We start from the raw sequence: 18,380 nt of genomic DNA on the forward strand, positions 1-18,380 counted from the left end.
AATAATATATGTCTTGAAAAAATGTTAACATTGTTTGGTGACGATAGCGAAGAGGTCACACCCGTTCCCATTCCGAACACGGCAGTTAAGCTCTTCAGCGCCGATGGTAGTTGGGGGTTTCCCCCTGTGAGAGTAGGACGTCGCCAAGCAGGTTTCATATGGAGGATTAGCTCAGCTGGGAGAGCATCTGCCTTACAAGCAGAGGGTCGGCGGTTCGATCCCGTCATCCTCCACCATTTTACACCTGCCGGTGTAGCTCAACTGGTAGAGCAACTGACTTGTAATCAGTAGGTTGGGGGTTCAAGTCCTCTTGCCGGCACCACTTTTTAAGATAGTACAAGCACGAGCCATTAGCTCAGTTGGTAGAGCATCTGACTTTTAATCAGAGGGTCGAAGGTTCGAATCCTTCATGGCTCACCATTTATATGCGGGTGTGGCGGAATTGGCAGACGCACCAGACTTAGGATCTGGCGCCGCAAGGCGTGGGGGTTCAAGTCCCTTCACCCGCATCTTTCATGCGGAAGTAGTTCAGTGGTAGAATACAACCTTGCCAAGGTTGGGGTCGCGGGTTCGAATCCCGTCTTCCGCTCCACTTTTCGTATGTGCCGGGGTGGCGGAACTGGCAGACGCACAGGACTTAAAATCCTGCGGTAGGTGACTACCGTACCGGTTCGATTCCGGTCCTCGGCACCATCATAAATATGCGCCCGTAGCTCAATTGGATAGAGCATCTGACTACGAATCAGAAGGTTGTAGGTTCGACTCCCGCCGGGCGCACCATGTTTTTATTGCGGGAAGTAGCTCAGCTTGGTAGAGCACTTGGTTTGGGACCAAGGGGTCGCAGGTTCGAATCCTGTCTTCCCGACCACGTGATTTTTAATGAATGGGGCCTTAGCTCAGCTGGGAGAGCGCCTGCCTTGCACGCAGGAGGTCAGCGGTTCGATCCCGCTAGGCTCCACCATTTTTCAATCAGAAACTTATATTATATTGGCGGTGTAGCTCAGCTGGCTAGAGCGTACGGTTCATACCCGTGAGGTCGGGGGTTCGATCCCCTCCGCCGCTACCAATAAATATAAGGACCTTTAGCTCAGCTGGTTAGAGCAGACGGCTCATAACCGTCCGGTCGTAGGTTCGAGTCCTACAAGGTCCACCATATTCATTTTTTTAAGCCGTGGAGGTATACCCAAGTTCGGCTGAAGGGATCGGTCTTGAAAACCGACAGGGGAGTCAAATCCCGCGGGGGTTCGAATCCCTCTACCTCCTCCATTTTTTCTAAAAGCAGCAAGTTGTTTTAAAACAACCTTACATAAAGGATGCGGACGAAACAATATTCACGAAAGCTTGATGCTAATCGTTTCATTATTACCGTCGCGGGGTGGAGCAGTCCGGTAGCTCGTCGGGCTCATAACCCGAAGGTCGCAGGTTCAAATCCTGTCCCCGCAATTATTAGGTCCCGTGGTGTAGCGGTTAACATGCCTGCCTGTCACGCAGGAGATCGCGGGTTCGATTCCCGTCGGGACCGCCATTATTTAAATTGAATACATATGTGGCTCAGTAGCTCAGTCGGTAGAGCAAAGGACTGAAAATCCTTGTGTCGGCGGTTCGATTCCGTCCTGAGCCACCATATCTTACAAAATTACGGCGATTGTGGCGAAGTGGTTAACGCACCTGATTGTGGTTCAGGCATTCGTGGGTTCGATTCCCATCAGTCGCCCCATTTCGCGGGTGTAGTTTAGTGGTAAAACCTCAGCCTTCCAAGCTGATGATGAGGGTTCGATTCCCTTCACCCGCTCCAAATATGGGCCTATAGCTCAGCTGGTTAGAGCGCACGCCTGATAAGCGTGAGGTCGATGGTTCGAGTCCATTTAGGCCCACCATATTCATATTGTTCCGCAGTAGCTCAGTGGTAGAGCATTCGGCTGTTAACCGAACGGTCGTAGGTTCGAGTCCTACCTGCGGAGCCATGGGGAAGTACTCAAGAGGCTGAAGAGGCGCCCCTGCTAAGGGTGTAGGTCGCGCGAGCGGCGCGAGGGTTCAAATCCCTCCTTCTCCGCCAGTTGGCCCGTTGGTCAAGCGGTTAAGACACCGCCCTTTCACGGCGGTAACACGGGTTCGAATCCCGTACGGGTCATAACAAAAAGGGAAGCATACATTCATGTATGCTTCTTTTTTTCATTTATTTTCCTTGATATAATCATCTTTTTGTTTATAGGGAATGTCTCCAAGTTGGGATTCTATATTTTCTTCTTTCAGGGTATCTTCATATTCCTTTTGCTTTTTGTTCGGTATATCCACTCTCGTTTTTCCTTCGATATCATTTGCGGCAAATCCTTCATAGTCTTCAGGAAATCCATCCGTTTCATCCTCGTTTTTATAAAGATCATTGTAATTGTCATGATCGCCGGTATAATCAGATGGCGTTTCTGATGTACCGAATTTGGCCACTTCACCAAAGCTATCTTCTTTAGCCGCCATTTCGATTCCATGACGATTTTCAAAATGATCACCCTTGGATGGAATCAGTATATCCTCTTCCACTGGCCTGTCTTGTGAAAGCGTTCGTTCTGGGGCATGCTCGACACAGTAGAGGGTGCTTGGGATCGCTTCAAGCCTCTCGATGGGGATTTCCTTATTGCAGGTTTTACAATGGCCATACGATCCTTCTTCCATGGCTTTCAAAGCTTCATCTATTTTCTCCATTTCGGATTGTGCATGCTCATCGAGTGCTTGATTCCGTTCCATCTCGAATAATTCGGTCCCTAGGTCAGCAGGATGATTATCATAGGATGATAATTCACCTACGGATTCCGTTTGGCTTTTATCCAGAACGGATTGTTCATCATTTTGAATTCTATTACATAGCTCATTTTTTTCTTGAAGCAGTTCTTTTTTGAATTTTTGCGTTTGTTGTTTCGTTGCCATATCCAATTCACTCCTTCTAAAGTCCAAATCTCTTTTTATATTGGTAAGGTGGTTGTATTATCTATTACCCGAATCGGAGTATAGGAAAACAATATGGAACGGAAGATAGAAAAAAGGACTGAGCGGATGGGCTCAGTCCCCGGAGATTATATAAGATAGCTGATGAATAATCCAATGGCCATGAGTAAGCCAAAGAAGGTGTTCGTTTGGGCAGTGGCTTTCATTGCCGGCACCATCGTGATCGGCTGTGTTTTACCTACGAAGCCTTTTATTGCGGCCATGGCCTTCGGTATGCTAAGGAAGGCAAGGAGAATCCAAGCCGTAACGCTTCCGGTAAGAACGAGCCCAACAAGCCATAGATAAGAGAAAGCGAACATGATTGCCATGAATGTCAGGGCGTTTTTCCTGCCCATCACGACTGGCATCGTTTTGCGGCCATGTGCCTTATCCCCATCATGATCTCGGAGGTTATTGGATAGGTTGATCAGCCCTACCAGTATCCCACTTGGAATGGCAATTAAGATGGCTGTTGAAGAAACATCACCGGTTTGAATGAAAAAGGCGATCAGGATTATCAAAAAGCCCATGAACAATCCAGAAAAAAGTTCCCCGAACGGTGTATATGAAATGGGCAGGGGACCGCCTGTATAAAGATAGCCGACAAGCATGCAAACGAGGCCTACTGCAGCAAGCCACCAAGACGATGCGGCACAGATATAGATTCCAATGATCAAGGCGATGGCATACATGCCAAGGGCCAAGTTCATGATTAGTCTGGGGGTCATCCCATGACGGACGATCCCGCCACCGATCCCTACGGATTCCTCCGTATCCAGGCCTCTCTTGAAATCATAGTATTCATTGAATAAATTGGTTGCAGCTTGAATCAGGATACTTGCAATCATCATGGCAGCGAATAGTAACCAATTCACTCCATCTTCCAAAAGTGCAATCACAGTTCCAAGTAAGACTGGGACAAAAGCTGCGGTTAGTGTATGTGGACGAATTAACTCCCACCAAATCTTCCAGGTCCGTTTAAGGGGAAGTCCGTCGTATTCTGTTTGCATTATTTCTCTCCTCAAAATCATTATTGGTTCTCTCGAAATTATAACAAATATTGAAATGTTGCACAAAAGGTTATCCTAATAAATGCAGGAAAAGTGGGTATGGGTGACAATTGAAATTCATGGGTGATGCATTTCCAAAATCAAGGGTATTTCTCTACATTCGCTAAGATTCATATAATAAGGAAAAAAGCAGGGAAGAATCGTTCGGTAAAGGGGCGTTTTATTGACATGAGGTTCAAGGGAGGTGTATCTTTAAATAGGTTAAATAGCTTTTAAAATGTACATTTGGGGGGATTTTTTTGGCTATCTCAGAGGAAACTGAACAGTTTCAGGGACTGGCTTCAGCTATACAAAAGGCGAAGGACTTGAATGATCAAGTTCTATTCAGTCATATTAAGAAGATTAAATGCAACAACCCCCTTTCATTTTATCAAGCTGGAAGAGAACGGTATGCGGGTGAACGCTTTTTCTGGGAGGACCCTGCAAAGGAAATAACCATCACCGGTTTAGGCAATGTTAAGAAACTCAAAGCGGCATCAAATGCCGAACGTTATAGAGAAGTCGAAAAGAGCTGGATCAAACTGCAGAATGATGCTGTCAAAACAGGAGTGACCGATGTAGAAGCGACAGGTCCTTTACTGTTTGGGGGCTTTTCTTTTGATTATGAAAATGACAGTACGCTCCTTTGGAATCAGTTCGGGGACAACCTGTTTTATATACCTGCCTTCATGCTTTCAATAGTGGGGAAACAAGCTTACTTAACGACAAACTTACTTTGTTCGCCTGATGATTCAGAAAAACTCTTCATAGATATGATAAATGAACGGGAAGCTTTCCTCTTCGAAAGCTTGGATGGCAATGGATTGGGTGCAAATTTCCTTGTTATGCAGAAGGAAGTCGAACCTGAGGAATGGAAGCGGACGGTCTCAGAGGCTGTTCAGGAAATCAAGACGACAGATCTCGACAAGATTGTTTTGGCAAGGGAGCTTCGACTTGGTTTTGAACGTTCCATCGATTCAGGGAAAGTGCTTGAACAATTGATTGCTGAGCAGCCATTGAGTTATATTTTCAGTTTGGAGGCTGGTGGTGACTGTTTTGTCGGTGCCACCCCCGAACGTTTGATTAAGAAACAGGGAAATGAAGTTTTTTCTACCTGTCTTGCCGGATCGATGCGGCGAGGGAAAGATGAGCAAGAAGATGTTTGTCTTGGTGAAGAATTGCTTCATGACCAAAAGAATTTACAAGAGCATCAATATGTCGTGTCGATGATATCCAATGCTTTTGATTCTGTATGCGAAAAGGTGATGGTCCCGGCCGGACCGACACTTATGAAAAACCGTCATATCCAGCATTTGTACACACCGGTTCGCGGTATATCCAAGGAAGGTGTCACGATTTTTGAATTCGTCGAGAGCCTCCATCCCACACCTGCCATGGGAGGACTTCCAAAAGAAAAGGCTGTTGTCCGAATTCGGGAATTGGAAGGTCTGGAACGCGGATTTTATGCGGGTCCTTTAGGCTGGGTGGATACGTATGGGAACGGGGAATTCGCTGTAGGGATACGTTCTGCCCTGATACAGAACAATGAGGCATCGCTCTTTGCCGGATGCGGAGTAGTGGAAGAATCGACACCCGAAAGTGAATTCCGGGAAACGGGGATTAAATTCAATCCGATGTTAAGTGCTTTAGGAGGAAATCTTAATGAATGACCGAGATGCATTGACAGCGTATGCTGCTTCATTCGTCGATGAGCTGGCACAAAATGAGGTGAAGCATGTGGTGGTGAGCCCAGGTTCACGATCCACGCCCCTGGCTTTGCTGCTAGTGGAACATCCTGATATCGAAATTCATATTAATGTGGATGAGCGTTCGGCTGCTTTTTTTGCCCTTGGTTTGGCTAAGGCCTTAAAAGAACCTGTCGGACTTCTTTGTACGTCCGGTACAGCCGCTGCAAACTATTATCCAGCCGTCATCGAGGCTTTCTATTCAAGAGTGCCGCTTATTGTACTTACCGCTGACCGTCCGCATGAATTGCGTGATGTCGGAGCCCCGCAGGCAATCGATCAAATACACCTCTACGGGAGACATGTAAAATGGTTTGTCGAAATGGCACTTCCTGAAAGCACGGATGGGATGATGCGGTATGCCAGAACGGTCGGTGCAAGGGCAGTGGCTACAGCGGCCGCTGAACCGGCAGGGCCTGTACATTTGAATTTCCCGCTTCGAGAACCATTGATTCCGGACCTGGACCAAGCAAAGGAGTACCGGCAAAATAAAAGGAAGCCTGCAGTGTTGATTGACAGTGGAGAACGGTCATTGTCCGCATCACAATTAGAAGCGGTTGCAACTACATTGTCAAAAGCTAAGCAAGGTATCATTGTATGTGGCGAATTACCGCATCCAGAGATGAAGGAAGCCATTGTCGCATTAGCGAAAAAACTTGCTTTTCCGGTACTGGCTGATCCCCTTTCACAGTTAAGGAGCGGAAGTCATGATAAAGCCGTCATCATTGATGCGTACGATACGTTTCTGCGCGATGAAACGGCAAAAGCGGCGTTCAGGCCGGAAGTGATCTTGCGATTCGGGGCAATGCCTGTTTCTAAACCGTTATTGTTATTCATGAAAAAACAAAAACAGGCGATTACTTTGGTCGTCGATGGCGGAGCAGGCTGGCGCGAACCAGCCGGTTTGGCAACGAATATGATTTACAGCGAAGAGAAAGATTTTTGTCTGCGAATAGCTGAAGGCATTACTTCTTCCCCTGATGATGAATGGCTTCGCTTATGGCAAACCGTCAACGGAGCGACGAAGGATGCCTTAGCCTCCGTCAGGGATGAAGCGGAGTTAAGCGAAGGCAAGCTGTTCGCCTTGCTTGCTGATATGATGCCATTGGAGTCGACGTTATTTGTCGGGAATAGTATGCCTATACGTGATTTGGATACTTTCTTTTTGAATAATGAAAAAGGAATCCAAACCATTGCCAATCGCGGGGCGAATGGCATCGATGGTGTCGTTTCCACTGCACTTGGAGTGAGCACGGTATCGAAAAATACAGTGCTGGCAATCGGGGATTTAAGCTTTTTCCATGATATGAATGGCTTGCTTGCAGCAAAACTTCAAAAACAAAAAATCACGATTTTGCTGGTTAATAATGATGGCGGCGGCATTTTTTCCTTCTTGCCGCAGGCAAATGAGAGGGAACATTTCGAAACTCTATTCGGCACGCCTCATGGGCTTGATTTTTCACATACTGCCCAGCTTTATGGCGGTAAATACAACAAGGTGCAAAATTGGGATGAGTTCGAGAAGGTATTTACAGAGTCGTTCGAAATTCAAGGTCTGAAAATCATCGAAGTACCGACAGAAAGAGAGTCCAATCTACAAAAGCATCGAAATTTGTGGAGCTTTGTTTCCCAGGAAATAAAAATGGTGTTAGACAGGGAAATATCATGAATATTGTCAGCAAGGATGTCAATTATGCTGTTGAAATAACGGGAAATGGGGATCCTCTTGTACTATTGCATGGATTTACGGGAAATCGGAATACATGGAAATTTCTCATCCCGCTACTGAGTGACAGGTATACGTTGATCATGGTCGACATCATCGGACATGGCATGTCTGCGTCACCAGCCGATCATCGAAGGTATGAGCTGGAAAATGTGGCTGAGGATATCAAGTATATTTTGGATGTGTTACATTTCCCGAAAGCCCATATCCTTGGATACTCGATGGGCGGAAGGCTCGGATTGGGATTTGCCTGTTTGTATCCTGAATATGTTGCTACATTGATACTGGAGAGTGCTTCACCAGGTCTTTTAACAGAAGAGGAACGGGAAATCCGAAGGGGAAATGATCGGAAGCTTGCCGAACGGATTCTTGCAAATGGCATGGAAGCGTTTGTGGATCAATGGGAAAACATCCCCCTGTTTGAAAGCCAAAAACGGTTGTCGGCCAAAACCAGATCGGCCATTCGGGAGCAGCGGCTGGCAAATGACCCTGCCGGCCTTTCCAATGGTCTTCTCGGCATGGGGACCGGCAGCCAGGCTTCTTACTGGGAACAACTGCAAAACCTTGATTTCCCGGTGCTCCTTGTAACCGGTGAACTTGACCATAAGTTTTGTCGAATAGCGGACTCGATGAATAAAATGCTGAAGCGCGCCGAATGGAAAATAATAAATGATGCGGGACATGCGATTCATGTGGAAGTTGGAGAAAAGTTTGGTAAAATAATAAGTGAGTTTTTAAAGCGAAATAGAAGGAGGAATTAAGGTGACGATTCAATGGGAAACAATACGTGAATATGATGAAATTTTGTATGAAAAATATAACGGGATTGCGAAAGTGTCCATCAATCGACCGCATGTACATAATGCATTCACGCCAAAAACGACTGCTGAAATGATTGATGCATTCGCAAGGGCGCGTGATGATTCCAGCATTGGTGTCATTATTTTAACAGGTGTAGGCGGCAAAGCATTCTGTTCAGGCGGAGACCAAAAAGTACGCGGAAATGGCGGATATGTGGGTGAAGATAACATTCCGCGTCTAAATGTTCTTGATTTGCAACGTTTGATCCGCGTCATTCCAAAACCAGTCGTAGCCATGGTGGCAGGATATGCAATTGGCGGAGGTAATGTCTTGAACGTGGTATGTGACTTGACGATTGCTGCTGACAATGCAATTTTCGGACAAACTGGACCGAATGTAGGAAGCTTTGATGCTGGTTATGGTTCTGGCTACCTTGCACGTATCGTGGGTCATAAAAAGGCGCGTGAAATCTGGTACCTATGCCGTCAATACAATGCACAGGAAGCATTGGATATGGGATTGGTCAACACGGTCGTGCCTTTAGACCAATTAGAAGCGGAAACGGTTAAATGGTGTGAAGAAATGCTTGAGAAGAGCCCGACTGCACTTCGTTTCTTGAAAGCGGCAATGAACGCTGATACGGATGGCCTTGCAGGTCTTCAGCAATTGGCTGGTGACGCTACACTTTTATACTATACAACAGAAGAAGCAAAAGAAGGCCGCGATGCATTCAAAGAAAAACGCACTCCGGACTTTGGGCAATTCCCTCGTTTCCCTTAATGAAACGCGTGAATCGATGAGACTGACAGCTTGGCGGAAAATCGCCGGGCTGTTTTCTATATCAAAAAGGAAGAGGGGAAGCAGCAATGGCAGAAGAAAAGTTGCCGAACTGGCTGAAAAATCGGGCGCATCTTTCACCGGATCGCCCGGCAATTGAGTTTGAAGGTCATACGTATAGCTTTCTTGAACTGTATACTTTATCGGAGAAGATGGCTGGAAGGCTTTCAAGCATTGGTCTGGGCGCTGGCGATTCATGCGCGGTTTTGCTCCGTAACCATATTGATGGTGTTGTCGTTATCCATGCACTATTTCATCTCGGTGTGAAGATTGTGATGCTGAATAATAAGCTAACGGCAAAAGAGCTGTCCTGGCAGATCGAGGACAGCAAAACAGCCTATCTTGTTTCGGAAGGGTCCTTCTCCGGCAAACTAGCTGATATTGGTGAGATTCTCCCAGAGTTGAAGCTTCACTTAATGGAAGAATTGCCGGAGGAGGGCACAGCAGGGATACTTCAAGAGTTTTACCTTGAGGATACCGCTACGATCATGTATACATCTGGTACGACAGGAAATCCAAAAGGGGTCATCCAAACATTCGGCAACCATTGGTGGAGTGCCGTTGGGTCTGTTCTGAACCTTGGATTGCATGAAGAGGATTCTTGGTATTGTGCGGTTCCGATCTTTCATATTAGCGGTTTATCCATCTTGATGAAAAATGTGATTTATGGCATGAAAGTCGTTTTGGCGGAACGTTTCGATGAACGGGAAGCAAACCGGAGCATCCAGGAAAATGGCGTGACGATCATTTCGGTCGTGACGGCGATGCTGAATAGGATGGTGCAGGATATGAAGGGAACAAGCTATCCCAAAACCTTCCGCTGTTTCCTGTTGGGCGGCGGCCCTGCACCCGTCCATTTGCTTGAGGTATGTAAGGAGAAAGGGATTCCCGTCTATCAAACATATGGGATGACCGAAACGTCTTCACAGATTGTGACGCTGGCACCGGAATATAGCATGGCAAAAATCGGCTCTGCGGGAAAGCCTTTGTTTCCTTCGCAGTTACGGATTGAGAAAGACGGCACGATGTGTGAACCGGGTGCAGTGGGGGAAATCGTGGTTTCAGGTCCGAATGTGACGAAAGGCTATTTTAATCGGATGGATGCTACACAGCAGGCCATTACCGATGGATGGCTTTATACTGGGGACCTTGGTTATCTCGATGAGGAAGGTTTTTTATATGTGCTTGACCGACGTTCGGATTTAATCATTTCCGGCGGTGAAAATGTCTACCCGGCCGAGATTGAAAATGTCCTTAGTACGCACCCCGATGTGTTCGAAGCGGGAGTGACGGGGACAGAAGATGAAAAATGGGGACAGATCCCGCTTGCTTTTGTTGTCCTGCATCAAGGTGCAGAGCTAGGTGAGAGCGAACTGCTCGAATATTGCAAGGAGTATTTGGCATCCTATAAGATTCCCCGGAACGTGATATTTTGTAAGGAGCTTCCCAGGAATGGAGCAAGCAAGCTTCTTAGACGGGAACTGAAGAAGGAGATGGGGGAATGGCAATGAAGTTATCCTACATTTCCCTAAAGCTCATTAAGGCCCCTTTAAAGCGGCCATTCAAGACGCATCTCGGAACGGTAAGCGACCGGGAAGTGATAATTGTCGAAGCCATGGATGAAGACGGATTGATTGGATACGGGGAAGCTGTACCTTTTACAAGTCCTTGGTATACCGAGGAAACGACCAAAACATGCTTTCATATGTTGGATGACTTCTTAATCCCGCTGACATTGGCCAGTCAGATCAGGCATCCTGATGAACTGCCGAACTTATGGAGCGGAATCAGGCGGAATGCAATGGCGAAATCGGCACTAGAACAGGCAATCCTCGATTTGTATGCGAAGCAGAAAGGAGTCTACCTTGGACGGCTGTTTGGCGGCGTACGAAGTGAAGTGGCCGCTGGCGTAGTCATTGCATCGAATGATATAGAAGATGCAATGCGCCAGATCGAGGATTTTTCCGGTTCCGGTTATCAGCGATATAAAATAAAAATAAATCCTCAAAATGATTTGGATTTTTTAGCGGAAATCCGTCGGGCCTATCCCGATATCCCGCTAATGGCAGATGCCAATTCAGCGTACACTCTTGATGACATCCCGCATCTGCAGAAGCTTGATGACTTTAAGCTGATGATGATTGAGCAGCCGCTGGGGCATGACGACATTGTGGAACATTCATTTTTGCAGAAACAGCTGCAGACACCCATTTGCCTTGATGAAAGCATAAATTCATTTCATGATGCAAAAAGTGCACTGTCGCTCCAGAGCTGTGGGGTCATCAACATTAAGATGGCTAAAGTCGGCGGCTGGATGGAAGCGGTAAGAATCCATGATCTATGCCTGGGAAATGATGTGCCCGTTTGGTGCGGCGGTATGATTGAGTTTGGCATTTCACGTGCACATAATATTGCACTTGCCTCATTAAAAGGGTTCACGATTCCCGGGGATATATCATCTTCATCCCGTTATTGGGATGGAGATATAATCGATCCTGAAGTCATCGTCGAAAATGGCATGATCCAAGTTCCCGATAAAGCTGGAATCGGTTTTGCCATCAATGAAAAGCGGCTTAAGGAATTGACTACATATAGTAAACTGTACAAGTGAAACATCAAAGGAGGTGCACGCCCACCTCTTTTGATCAAATATTGATCCCATCTCCTTTTACTCCCACGATCTATGTAACTTACCCAATTAGTACTTTATTGGACGGAAACCCCACCCTTTTGGAACATGATTTTAATAGGATACTAACAGTCGGCGGAAAGGGTACGGCTGACTGAAATCAACCTGAACATTTTTTATTTGTCTGCAGATTTTTTGGAAAAACCATTTAAATGGCCCGATAAACCATAATTTTTTCGTAAAATGGGGCTTTGTCTATTTTTCCTTTATTGGATTATTTTGTATAATGAATGAAAAGAAGGGCACCAAAGGGAAAAGGAGGGGAGAGTGTATGAAAAAACCGTACCTTATTGCGGAAATTCTACTAAGAAGGGGCATGCCTGACTATGTCATAAAAGAAGTGACGGCATTGAAGGAGTGCGAGCTGTTTCTTTTGAAGAGAAAGTGGGGCCTATATGACCGGAAGACAGGTGCGTAAAGATTAAAGTAAAAAGGGAACCGTTCGAGCAGGTCCCCATGCGTTTAAGGTTTTTTTAGCCGGTACCTATTGACTGGACGGCCTATGCTGCCATATTGTACGTCAAGCTGAAGGACTTCTTCGCCATGCAAGTATTCAAGATAGCGCCTAGCTGTAACTCTGGCGATTCCAATCCCATCAGCCACTTCTTCTGCAGATAGTGACCCAGGCTGGGTCTTTATGAACTTCGTCACTTGCTCAAGAGTCGCGCCATTCAATCCTTTCGGAACATCATATTTCGGACGCGCTTCAGAATGTGTCTTATTTTGAAAGAGGATTCGGTCGAGCTGATTTTGGGAAATTTGATGATCAGGTTCAACCTCCATCCGAAAAGCATAATATTGTTCCAGCGTATGTTTTAGCCTATCGAATTTAAATGGCTTGATTAAATAGTCAAAAGCCCCGTTCTGTATCATTTTTCGAATCGTTTTCTGATCATTTGCCGCTGAAATGATGATGACATCCACATCAATTTGCTCTTTTCTAATTTGATAAAGTGTATCAACCCCGTTTAAAGATGGCATGAAGATGTCCAAAATGACAAGGTCGGGTTTAGACTGCCTGATTTTTTCCAGACCTTCAAGCCCATTTGAAGCTGTATCAACGATTTTAAAGGCAGGCAGGCGCTCGATGAACTGTTTGTTGACCTCCTGGACCATTGGGTCATCTTCAATTAAAAGTACACGAATTTCGTTAGTCATTTTGGTTCTCCTCTATATCATGCATCGGAAAAGAAAGAAAAAAGCTTGTTCCCTCATTAGGGCGTGTCGTGAATTTCATTTCGCCGTTCGCTTTTTTTACAATTTGGTCAATTAGATAAAGACCAATTCCTGATCCTTCCGCACCTTTTGTTGTAAAACCATACTCGAATATATCTTTATGAATGTCCTCGGGAATGCCGGGTCCATTATCCTCAAGCACGATTTGACAATGACGTTCATCCTGGTAGATGGATAGATAAACCTGTTTGGTTTCCTCTGAACAATGCTTTAGCGCTGCGAATGAGTTTTCGATCAGGTTTCCGATTATCAAAACAAAATCGTGATGATCCAAACCAGCGGGGAAGCGGTCCAATTTTGTGTGTTTGTCCATGATGAGCTCGATCCCGAGTTCCCGTCCCAAGGAAATCTTACTTAATATCAGCCCCACTAAATTATCATCGTGAATGTGCTTCGTCAAAAACCTGGTCAATTCCTCTTGTTCTTCCGTGATCTGAAAAATGTAATGCAGCGCTTCGTCAAGATTACCTAGCTGGATCAATCCTGCTATCGTATGAAGTTTGTTCATATGTTCATGGTTTTGAACGCGCAGGGCTTCCACGAATGCTTTGACACTGGTCAACTCTTCAGCTAGCTTCGTCACATCGGTGCGATCCTGGAAAATGGCCACGGCACCGATCGTTTTATCCGCAATCTTTATCGGTACCCGGTTGCTTACAATATTCCTGTTTTGAACGGAGATTTCCTGATTGAAGATGGGAGATGTCCGATCGAGCACTTCCGGGAGACGGGTATCGTGTATGATATCATTGATATTCTTGCCTATGACCGCACCTTCGATCTTGAATATCTGCTTAGCCTTTTCATTGAAAATCGTGATGGCCTGATTATTATCTATGGCGATGACCCCTTCATGCATGGCATTGAAAGCGGCTGTCCTTTCAACCAACATCCGTGAAATTTCATGGGGTTCCAGTTGGAAGGTTTCTTTTTTTATCCTTTTTGCCATGAGCCAAGAGCCGCAAACACCGAATAGAAGGGTAAGGACCAGGATAATCGCGATTTCGCCTTTCAGGTCCTTTATTAATTCCGGTATCGTAGGCAAGATATTCCCGACCAGCACGACGCCGATTTGCTCTCTATCTCCATCGAGGATCGGGACAAAGGCGCGGATTGAAATGCCAAGTTCGCCAGCAGCCTTTGAAAGGTATTCGTGTTCAGCGAACGCAGCGCTTTCATCACTGCTGCTAGACGGGGTCCCCAATTGACTGAACACCGGGTGGGAATAGCGTATATGCTGATTGTTGAGTACAACTATATAATCCGCTTGATGGATTTTCCTTAAGTTTTCAATAATCGGATTAAGCTGCGTCCATCCTTCAGGCTCACGGACCAATTTCTGTACTTCAGGGAGTTCGGCAATGGTATGGGCTGTGATCATGGATCGTTTGCCGATTTCATCTTCCCTGACCGAAACGATATTTCCGAATATAAAAATCCCGCCTATTAGTATCGAAAAAGCGACGATTACGAATGATAGCAGGGTGATTTTAATTTGAATGGGCATATGAAAGGATTTATCCATTGGTTTTCCTCCATTACTTCTATACTTAATAGTAACAGAATTTCTATCACTTTTCGCTATTTTTCGCGCAGTGTATTACGACAGTAAAAAGCTGTGATAGAATAGTGATAATGTGAAGTGAGCGGTGAGGAGTTGTCGGTATGCGTGCATTATGGGGGTATTTCTTATTAATTGGCTTGGGGCTGTTGATAGCCGTGTATATATCGTTTCAATCGTTCTTTACAAGCTTCGGTTTCAATTTGCCGAAGGATGAGGAGCAGGTCGGGATGAAGGATCAAATCGTGATTAAGTTCAGTCATGTCGTTGCCGAAAATACACCTAAAGGGCTAGCTGCGAACCGATTTGCCCAACTTGTCGATGAATATACAGACCATCGTGTCAAAATAGAAGTTTATCCTAATCAGTCATTATATAGTGATCAGGAAGAAATTGAGGCATTACAAGAAAACAAGGTGCAGATGATTGCACCGACTGCATCTAAAATTACGAGCATATCAAAGAAATGGATGCTATTGGACCTCCCTTACGTCTTTCCAACGGACGCTGCCTTGCAGGAAGCGTTGAATGGGGAAGTGGGGGAAGAGCTGCTTAAGCAGCTGAATATCATCGATATCGAAGGACTCGCATTTTGGTCGAATAACTATAAACAGATTACAAGCAGTAAACCGATACGGCATCCAAGTGATTTTGCAGGAAAGCATTTCAGAATCATGCCAAGTGCAGTCCTGGAAAGCCAATTCAAGCATTTTGGGGCGACAACTTCCGTCCTGGAGTTTAATGAAACGTTCAAAAGCCTTGAAATCAACGAAACGGACAGCCAGGAAAATACGATTTCGAATATCTATTCCAAGAAATTATATGAAGTGCAAAAATATTTAACGATCAGTGATCATGGCTATTTAGGGTATGTAGTCATGATTAACGAGCAGTTTTGGAACAAACTCCCTTTGGATATTCAGCAGCAAATCCAACGGGCGATGAATGATACAACGAAATGGCTATGGATCAAATCAAATGAATTGAATCAGGAACAGCTAAGGGAAATCCAGCAAAAATCGAATATCGACATCTATACACTTTCAGATGAGGAGAAGAAAGAATGGATGGATGAGATGACCGTCATCTATCCGGAATTCGAATCCACGATTGGAACCGAATTGATGACGAAAATGGAAAAGATCCGTGAGAAGTACTTAAAGGAATAACTAACGTAAGGGAATCCCATTGAAAGGGGTTCCCTTCTTCTTTATCGTTCCCGATAGAATGACTCTTCTGGATTTTGTAAAAAATCAATCATCTCTTCATAATCATATGTTTTTAAAACTAAACCATTTTCATCAAACACGATGAATGCAGGTTCTTTCTTTAAATCAAGTTTTGGATATTGCTCATTCAATGACTTGTAAGATGCTTCATTTGTAATTGGGCCCACATTGGTTATATTACTCTCTTCTAGTAAATCAAATGTAATTTCTTTACCAACGGTATGGAGCGAATACGTATGACCCTCACTAGGCAAAAGATTCGAATGAATTCTAGCGTAATCATCTTTTTCATCCGTGCAAGCAACTAGCATCGATAGGAGTAGAAACGTTAAACTTCCATTTATGACCTTTTTCATATTTTCCCCTCTCTAAGCTTACATTTAATTATTCCATAAATTGTAATGATATAAGCTTATCATAGTTGCTTAGAACAGGAGGCTATCATGCTTTGTCAGGAACCGAAACTCCAACTCAAATAAGCTGACAAAAGAGGTACAAAAAAGAAGCGAATCCAAAGGGAGCCGCTTCTTTCTCGTCTATTGCAAGGCAGTTTGCAGTGTCTTTACGTTTTTTTCCATTAAACTGAAGTAATCTTCGCCGGCTTCGATATCATTATCCGTCAACACGGAAAGGTTATGGAGCTCAAGTGATTTCGCTTCCATTTCCTTTTGGATGATTTCGGTAAGTTTAGAACTGATATTCTGCTCAAAGATGACGTAGTTCAAGTCTTCTTTTTCAGCCATGGTTACGATTTTCCCCAGTTCCTTTTGAGAAGGTTCGTTTGAAGATGTTAGTCCTGTGACGCCAATTTGTTCCAATCCGTAGCGTTCCTCCCAATAACCATATGCAGAATGGGAAACGATGATCTTATTGGTACGGCCCGACTCGATTGTCGTCGCGAATTTTTCATCAAGTGCCTCAAGCTTTTCGGAAAGCTCATTGAAATGGCTGTTGAAGTATTCTTCCTGTTCCGGCATTTTTTTCGTTAATTCGTCCTTGATGGTTTTAGCCATGTCAATGGAATAGACGGGATCTAACCACAAATGCGGATTAACACCCCCATGGTCATGACCGTCTTCTTCGTGTGCATGTTCTTCTTCATGTTCATGCTCCTCTTCTTCAAGATGAACCGTTTCGCCCACCGCAATTGTGCTGACGCCTTCTTTGCTTAGAATTGGTTCAGCCTTGGTTACAAAGCCTTCAAGATTATAGCCAATATAGAAAAACAGGTCTGATTCAGCCATTTTCACAATATCTTTTTGAGAGGGTTCGAATGAGTGTTCATCCGTTCCTGGAGGATAAACCGTCTCGACATTCACGTACTCCCCGCCAATGGCCTCAGTGAAGTATTGTAAAGGGTAAACCGTCGTATATATATCCAAGGCATCCTTGGTTTCCTTTTTACTCGATTCTCCCTTTGAGTTGCCGCAGGCTGACAGAAATACCGCAGTAACAAGTAAAAGGGAGAGCAATGCTCGAATTTTCATATGATATGCTCCTTTATAATTCGTATTGATTACGATTTGAATTTTATGTGGTAAAAACGAAATGATTACGATTTGACTTCTGTATGATACAAAAGATTGCAAAGGAAAGCAAGGTTTTTTTCTATTGGTCCTCACTTTTTTCTTTTTTTTCGGGAACAAGGTCAATGCCCCCTGGATGAAACGGATGACATTTAAGAATCCGGATGAGTGCTAACCAGCTTCCTTTTATAGGTCCGAAACGATTGACCGCTTCCAAACCATAATGGGAACAAGTTGGATAAAAACGGCAGGTGGGCGGTTTTAATGGAGAAATGGCAACTTGGTAAAAACGGATGACTCCCATTACTATTTTTTTCAGCACGATGCTTTCAGCTCTTTTCGAGTAAATTGACTACCCTCAATTATAGCATATTTTCTAAATTTCCCAAAAGGGTAAAAAAGGAATGAGCCTATTGGCAATCCGATTGATATAATGAGAATTAATTTTAAAGGATGAAATATATTGTTATTCAAGGTAAAATAGAGATGACATACAATTAAGGAGTGAATTAAATGCCTTCAGTTGAAAGCTTTGAATTAGATCATAACGCTGTTAAAGCCCCATATGTTAGACATTGCGGTGTCCATAAGGTAGGAACAGATGGTGTTGTTAATAAATTTGATATCCGTTTTTGCCAGCCGAACAAACAAGCGATGAAGCCTGACACGATCCATACCCTGGAACATTTGCTTGCATTCAATATCCGTAAGCATTCCGAGCGCTTCGATCACTTTGATATTATCGACATTTCGCCAATGGGATGTCAAACAGGATATTACCTTGTGGTCAGCGGCGAGCCGACTGTGACGGAAATTATCGATGTTCTTGAAGATACATTCAAGGATGCTGTTACAATTACCGAAATTCCTGCTGCAAACGAAAAACAATGCGGCCAAGCAAAATTGCATGATCTTGAAGGAGCTAAGAAATTAATGAATTTCTGGCTTGCACAAGATAAAGAAGATCTTCATAAAGTTTTCGGTTAATAAAAAAGTTCCTGT

Annotated in this window: 16 protein-coding genes, 21 tRNA genes and 1 rRNA gene; 31 read left to right on the forward strand and 7 right to left on the reverse strand. The window is 44.6% G+C overall.

Annotation, left to right across the window (positions count from 1 at the left end):
- Window positions 1-33 precede the first annotated feature (33 nt).
- The 22 genes from rrf (at window position 34) to AC1DIV_RS24740 (ending at window position 2,131) form a co-directional block, all read left to right on the forward strand.
- Window positions 34-149: ribosomal RNA gene (gene rrf / locus AC1DIV_RS24635) — 5S ribosomal RNA — on the forward strand.
- Between the two features lie 11 nt (window positions 150-160).
- A tRNA-Val gene (locus AC1DIV_RS24640) sits at window positions 161-236 on the forward strand.
- A 10-nt stretch (window positions 237-246) separates the two neighbouring features.
- A tRNA-Thr gene (locus AC1DIV_RS24645) sits at window positions 247-322 on the forward strand.
- Window positions 323-344: 22 nt separating this feature from the next.
- Window positions 345-420, forward strand: a tRNA-Lys gene (locus AC1DIV_RS24650).
- A gap of 7 nt (window positions 421-427) precedes the next feature.
- Window positions 428-509: transfer RNA gene (locus tag AC1DIV_RS24655), tRNA-Leu, on the forward strand.
- An 8-nt stretch (window positions 510-517) separates the two neighbouring features.
- Window positions 518-592 (forward strand) — tRNA-Gly (locus AC1DIV_RS24660).
- Between the two features lie 12 nt (window positions 593-604).
- A tRNA-Leu gene (locus tag AC1DIV_RS24665) sits at window positions 605-693 on the forward strand.
- Between the two features lie 10 nt (window positions 694-703).
- Window positions 704-780 (forward strand) — tRNA-Arg (locus tag AC1DIV_RS24670).
- A gap of 11 nt (window positions 781-791) precedes the next feature.
- Window positions 792-868: transfer RNA gene (locus AC1DIV_RS24675), tRNA-Pro, on the forward strand.
- Between the two features lie 17 nt (window positions 869-885).
- A tRNA-Ala gene (locus AC1DIV_RS24680) sits at window positions 886-961 on the forward strand.
- Between the two features lie 28 nt (window positions 962-989).
- Window positions 990-1,066: transfer RNA gene (locus AC1DIV_RS24685), tRNA-Met, on the forward strand.
- A gap of 10 nt (window positions 1,067-1,076) precedes the next feature.
- Window positions 1,077-1,153: transfer RNA gene (locus tag AC1DIV_RS24690), tRNA-Ile, on the forward strand.
- 20 nt (window positions 1,154-1,173) lie between these two features.
- Window positions 1,174-1,266 (forward strand) — tRNA-Ser (locus AC1DIV_RS24695).
- Window positions 1,267-1,369: 103 nt separating this feature from the next.
- Window positions 1,370-1,443 (forward strand) — tRNA-Met (locus AC1DIV_RS24700).
- A gap of 6 nt (window positions 1,444-1,449) precedes the next feature.
- Window positions 1,450-1,525 (forward strand) — tRNA-Asp (locus tag AC1DIV_RS24705).
- A 23-nt stretch (window positions 1,526-1,548) separates the two neighbouring features.
- Window positions 1,549-1,624 (forward strand) — tRNA-Phe (locus AC1DIV_RS24710).
- A 17-nt stretch (window positions 1,625-1,641) separates the two neighbouring features.
- Window positions 1,642-1,717 (forward strand) — tRNA-His (locus tag AC1DIV_RS24715).
- A 4-nt stretch (window positions 1,718-1,721) separates the two neighbouring features.
- Window positions 1,722-1,795: transfer RNA gene (locus AC1DIV_RS24720), tRNA-Gly, on the forward strand.
- A gap of 5 nt (window positions 1,796-1,800) precedes the next feature.
- Window positions 1,801-1,877 (forward strand) — tRNA-Ile (locus AC1DIV_RS24725).
- A gap of 12 nt (window positions 1,878-1,889) precedes the next feature.
- Window positions 1,890-1,964: transfer RNA gene (locus AC1DIV_RS24730), tRNA-Asn, on the forward strand.
- A gap of 1 nt (window position 1,965) precedes the next feature.
- Window positions 1,966-2,056: transfer RNA gene (locus AC1DIV_RS24735), tRNA-Ser, on the forward strand.
- Between the two features lie 3 nt (window positions 2,057-2,059).
- Window positions 2,060-2,131 (forward strand) — tRNA-Glu (locus AC1DIV_RS24740).
- Window positions 2,132-2,172: 41 nt separating this feature from the next.
- On the opposite strand, the gene AC1DIV_RS24745 is transcribed toward AC1DIV_RS24740, so the two are convergent.
- Together AC1DIV_RS24745 and AC1DIV_RS24750 are read right to left on the reverse strand one after the other, a co-directional pair.
- The gene (locus AC1DIV_RS24745) at window positions 2,173-2,922 is read right to left on the reverse strand and encodes a TraR/DksA C4-type zinc finger protein (RefSeq protein ID WP_477577622.1); all 750 of its coding nucleotides are present in this window, start codon (window positions 2,920-2,922) and stop codon (window positions 2,173-2,175) included.
- Window positions 2,923-3,068: 146 nt separating this feature from the next.
- Window positions 3,069-3,989: a 1,4-dihydroxy-2-naphthoate polyprenyltransferase gene (locus tag AC1DIV_RS24750; protein WP_034310484.1), complete on the reverse strand. Its 921-nt coding sequence runs from the start codon at window positions 3,987-3,989 to the stop codon at window positions 3,069-3,071.
- 299 nt (window positions 3,990-4,288) lie between these two features.
- On the opposite strand from AC1DIV_RS24750, the gene AC1DIV_RS24755 reads away from it, so the two are divergent.
- The 7 genes from AC1DIV_RS24755 (at window position 4,289) to AC1DIV_RS24785 (ending at window position 12,244) form a co-directional block, all read left to right on the forward strand.
- Window positions 4,289-5,698 carry an isochorismate synthase gene (locus tag AC1DIV_RS24755; protein ID WP_340877885.1) on the forward strand — a complete coding sequence of 470 codons (1,410 nt, stop codon included), beginning with the start codon at window positions 4,289-4,291 and terminating at the stop codon, window positions 5,696-5,698.
- The gene (menD, locus tag AC1DIV_RS24760) at window positions 5,691-7,442 is read left to right on the forward strand and encodes a 2-succinyl-5-enolpyruvyl-6-hydroxy-3-cyclohexene-1-carboxylic-acid synthase (protein ID WP_477577624.1); all 1,752 of its coding nucleotides are present in this window, start codon (window positions 5,691-5,693) and stop codon (window positions 7,440-7,442) included. The genes AC1DIV_RS24755 and menD overlap by 8 nt, the downstream gene beginning before the upstream one ends.
- A complete protein-coding gene (menH, locus tag AC1DIV_RS24765) occupies window positions 7,439-8,260 on the forward strand; it encodes a 2-succinyl-6-hydroxy-2,4-cyclohexadiene-1-carboxylate synthase (RefSeq protein ID WP_477577626.1) in 822 nt (273 codons plus the stop codon). Before menD ends, menH begins: the two co-directional genes overlap by 4 nt.
- A 7-nt stretch (window positions 8,261-8,267) precedes the next feature.
- Window positions 8,268-9,080, forward strand: a complete 813-nt coding sequence (gene menB / locus AC1DIV_RS24770) for a 1,4-dihydroxy-2-naphthoyl-CoA synthase (protein WP_370029151.1) — start codon at window positions 8,268-8,270, stop codon at window positions 9,078-9,080.
- An 86-nt stretch (window positions 9,081-9,166) separates the two neighbouring features.
- Entirely contained in the window at window positions 9,167-10,648 is a 1,482-nt protein-coding gene (locus AC1DIV_RS24775) for an o-succinylbenzoate--CoA ligase (RefSeq protein ID WP_477577628.1), read from the forward strand.
- Window positions 10,645-11,748, forward strand: a complete 1,104-nt coding sequence (gene menC / locus AC1DIV_RS24780; RefSeq protein WP_477577640.1) for an o-succinylbenzoate synthase — start codon at window positions 10,645-10,647, stop codon at window positions 11,746-11,748. Before AC1DIV_RS24775 ends, menC begins: the two co-directional genes overlap by 4 nt.
- A 349-nt stretch (window positions 11,749-12,097) precedes the next feature.
- A complete protein-coding gene (locus tag AC1DIV_RS24785; protein WP_153246142.1) occupies window positions 12,098-12,244 on the forward strand; it encodes a hypothetical protein in 147 nt (48 codons plus the stop codon).
- A gap of 44 nt (window positions 12,245-12,288) precedes the next feature.
- Here AC1DIV_RS24785 and AC1DIV_RS24790 read toward each other — a convergent pair whose 3' ends face one another.
- Together AC1DIV_RS24790 and AC1DIV_RS24795 are read right to left on the reverse strand one after the other, a co-directional pair.
- On the reverse strand, window positions 12,289-12,984 hold the full coding sequence (locus AC1DIV_RS24790) for a response regulator (RefSeq protein WP_057279187.1): 696 nt from the start codon (window positions 12,982-12,984) through the stop codon (window positions 12,289-12,291).
- Window positions 12,977-14,587, reverse strand: coding sequence for an ATP-binding protein (locus AC1DIV_RS24795; protein WP_283906231.1), 1,611 nt, complete (start codon window positions 14,585-14,587; stop codon window positions 12,977-12,979). Before AC1DIV_RS24795 ends, AC1DIV_RS24790 begins: the two co-directional genes overlap by 8 nt.
- A gap of 140 nt (window positions 14,588-14,727) precedes the next feature.
- Between AC1DIV_RS24795 and AC1DIV_RS24800 the strand changes: the two genes are divergently transcribed.
- Complete coding sequence (locus AC1DIV_RS24800) at window positions 14,728-15,792, forward strand: DctP family TRAP transporter solute-binding subunit (RefSeq protein WP_336865216.1); 1,065 nt, start codon at window positions 14,728-14,730, stop codon at window positions 15,790-15,792.
- A gap of 41 nt (window positions 15,793-15,833) precedes the next feature.
- On the opposite strand, the gene AC1DIV_RS24805 is transcribed toward AC1DIV_RS24800, so the two are convergent.
- The 3 genes from AC1DIV_RS24805 to yidD form a co-directional block, all read right to left on the reverse strand.
- Entirely contained in the window at window positions 15,834-16,208 is a 375-nt protein-coding gene (locus AC1DIV_RS24805) for a hypothetical protein (RefSeq protein WP_477577630.1), read from the reverse strand.
- 180 nt (window positions 16,209-16,388) lie between these two features.
- Entirely contained in the window at window positions 16,389-17,339 is a 951-nt protein-coding gene (locus tag AC1DIV_RS24810; protein ID WP_477577632.1) for a metal ABC transporter solute-binding protein, Zn/Mn family, read from the reverse strand.
- A 121-nt stretch (window positions 17,340-17,460) separates the two neighbouring features.
- Window positions 17,461-17,682, reverse strand: coding sequence for a membrane protein insertion efficiency factor YidD (yidD, locus tag AC1DIV_RS24815; protein ID WP_412997681.1), 222 nt, complete (start codon window positions 17,680-17,682; stop codon window positions 17,461-17,463).
- 209 nt (window positions 17,683-17,891) lie between these two features.
- On the opposite strand from yidD, the gene AC1DIV_RS24820 reads away from it, so the two are divergent.
- Window positions 17,892-18,365, forward strand: coding sequence for an S-ribosylhomocysteine lyase (locus AC1DIV_RS24820; protein ID WP_034310515.1), 474 nt, complete (start codon window positions 17,892-17,894; stop codon window positions 18,363-18,365).
- Window positions 18,366-18,380 lie beyond the last annotated feature (15 nt).

This window comes from Peribacillus sp. 05N428 (assembly GCF_056397085.1).

Excerpts from the sequence above, each read along its gene's own strand:
- AC1DIV_RS24775 (WP_477577628.1), top strand. The coding sequence starts at position 9,167 with ATGGCAGAAGAAAAGTTGCCGAACTGGCTGAAAAATCGGGCGCATCTT.
- menC (WP_477577640.1), top strand. The coding sequence starts at position 10,645 with ATGAAGTTATCCTACATTTCCCTAAAGCTCATTAAGGCCCCTTTAAAG.
- AC1DIV_RS24820 (WP_034310515.1), top strand. The coding sequence starts at position 17,892 with ATGCCTTCAGTTGAAAGCTTTGAATTAGATCATAACGCTGTTAAAGCC.
- menH (WP_477577626.1), top strand. The coding sequence starts at position 7,439 with ATGAATATTGTCAGCAAGGATGTCAATTATGCTGTTGAAATAACGGGA.
- menD (WP_477577624.1), top strand. The coding sequence starts at position 5,691 with ATGAATGACCGAGATGCATTGACAGCGTATGCTGCTTCATTCGTCGAT.
- AC1DIV_RS24795 (WP_283906231.1), bottom strand. The coding sequence starts at position 14,587 with ATGGATAAATCCTTTCATATGCCCATTCAAATTAAAATCACCCTGCTA.
- AC1DIV_RS24800 (WP_336865216.1), top strand. The coding sequence starts at position 14,728 with ATGCGTGCATTATGGGGGTATTTCTTATTAATTGGCTTGGGGCTGTTG.
- AC1DIV_RS24750 (WP_034310484.1), bottom strand. The coding sequence starts at position 3,989 with ATGCAAACAGAATACGACGGACTTCCCCTTAAACGGACCTGGAAGATT.
- AC1DIV_RS24790 (WP_057279187.1), bottom strand. The coding sequence starts at position 12,984 with ATGACTAACGAAATTCGTGTACTTTTAATTGAAGATGACCCAATGGTC.
- AC1DIV_RS24810 (WP_477577632.1), bottom strand. The coding sequence starts at position 17,339 with ATGAAAATTCGAGCATTGCTCTCCCTTTTACTTGTTACTGCGGTATTT.
- AC1DIV_RS24785 (WP_153246142.1), top strand. The coding sequence starts at position 12,098 with ATGAAAAAACCGTACCTTATTGCGGAAATTCTACTAAGAAGGGGCATG.
- yidD (WP_412997681.1), bottom strand. The coding sequence starts at position 17,682 with ATGGGAGTCATCCGTTTTTACCAAGTTGCCATTTCTCCATTAAAACCG.
- AC1DIV_RS24805 (WP_477577630.1), bottom strand. The coding sequence starts at position 16,208 with ATGAAAAAGGTCATAAATGGAAGTTTAACGTTTCTACTCCTATCGATG.
- AC1DIV_RS24745 (WP_477577622.1), bottom strand. The coding sequence starts at position 2,922 with ATGGCAACGAAACAACAAACGCAAAAATTCAAAAAAGAACTGCTTCAA.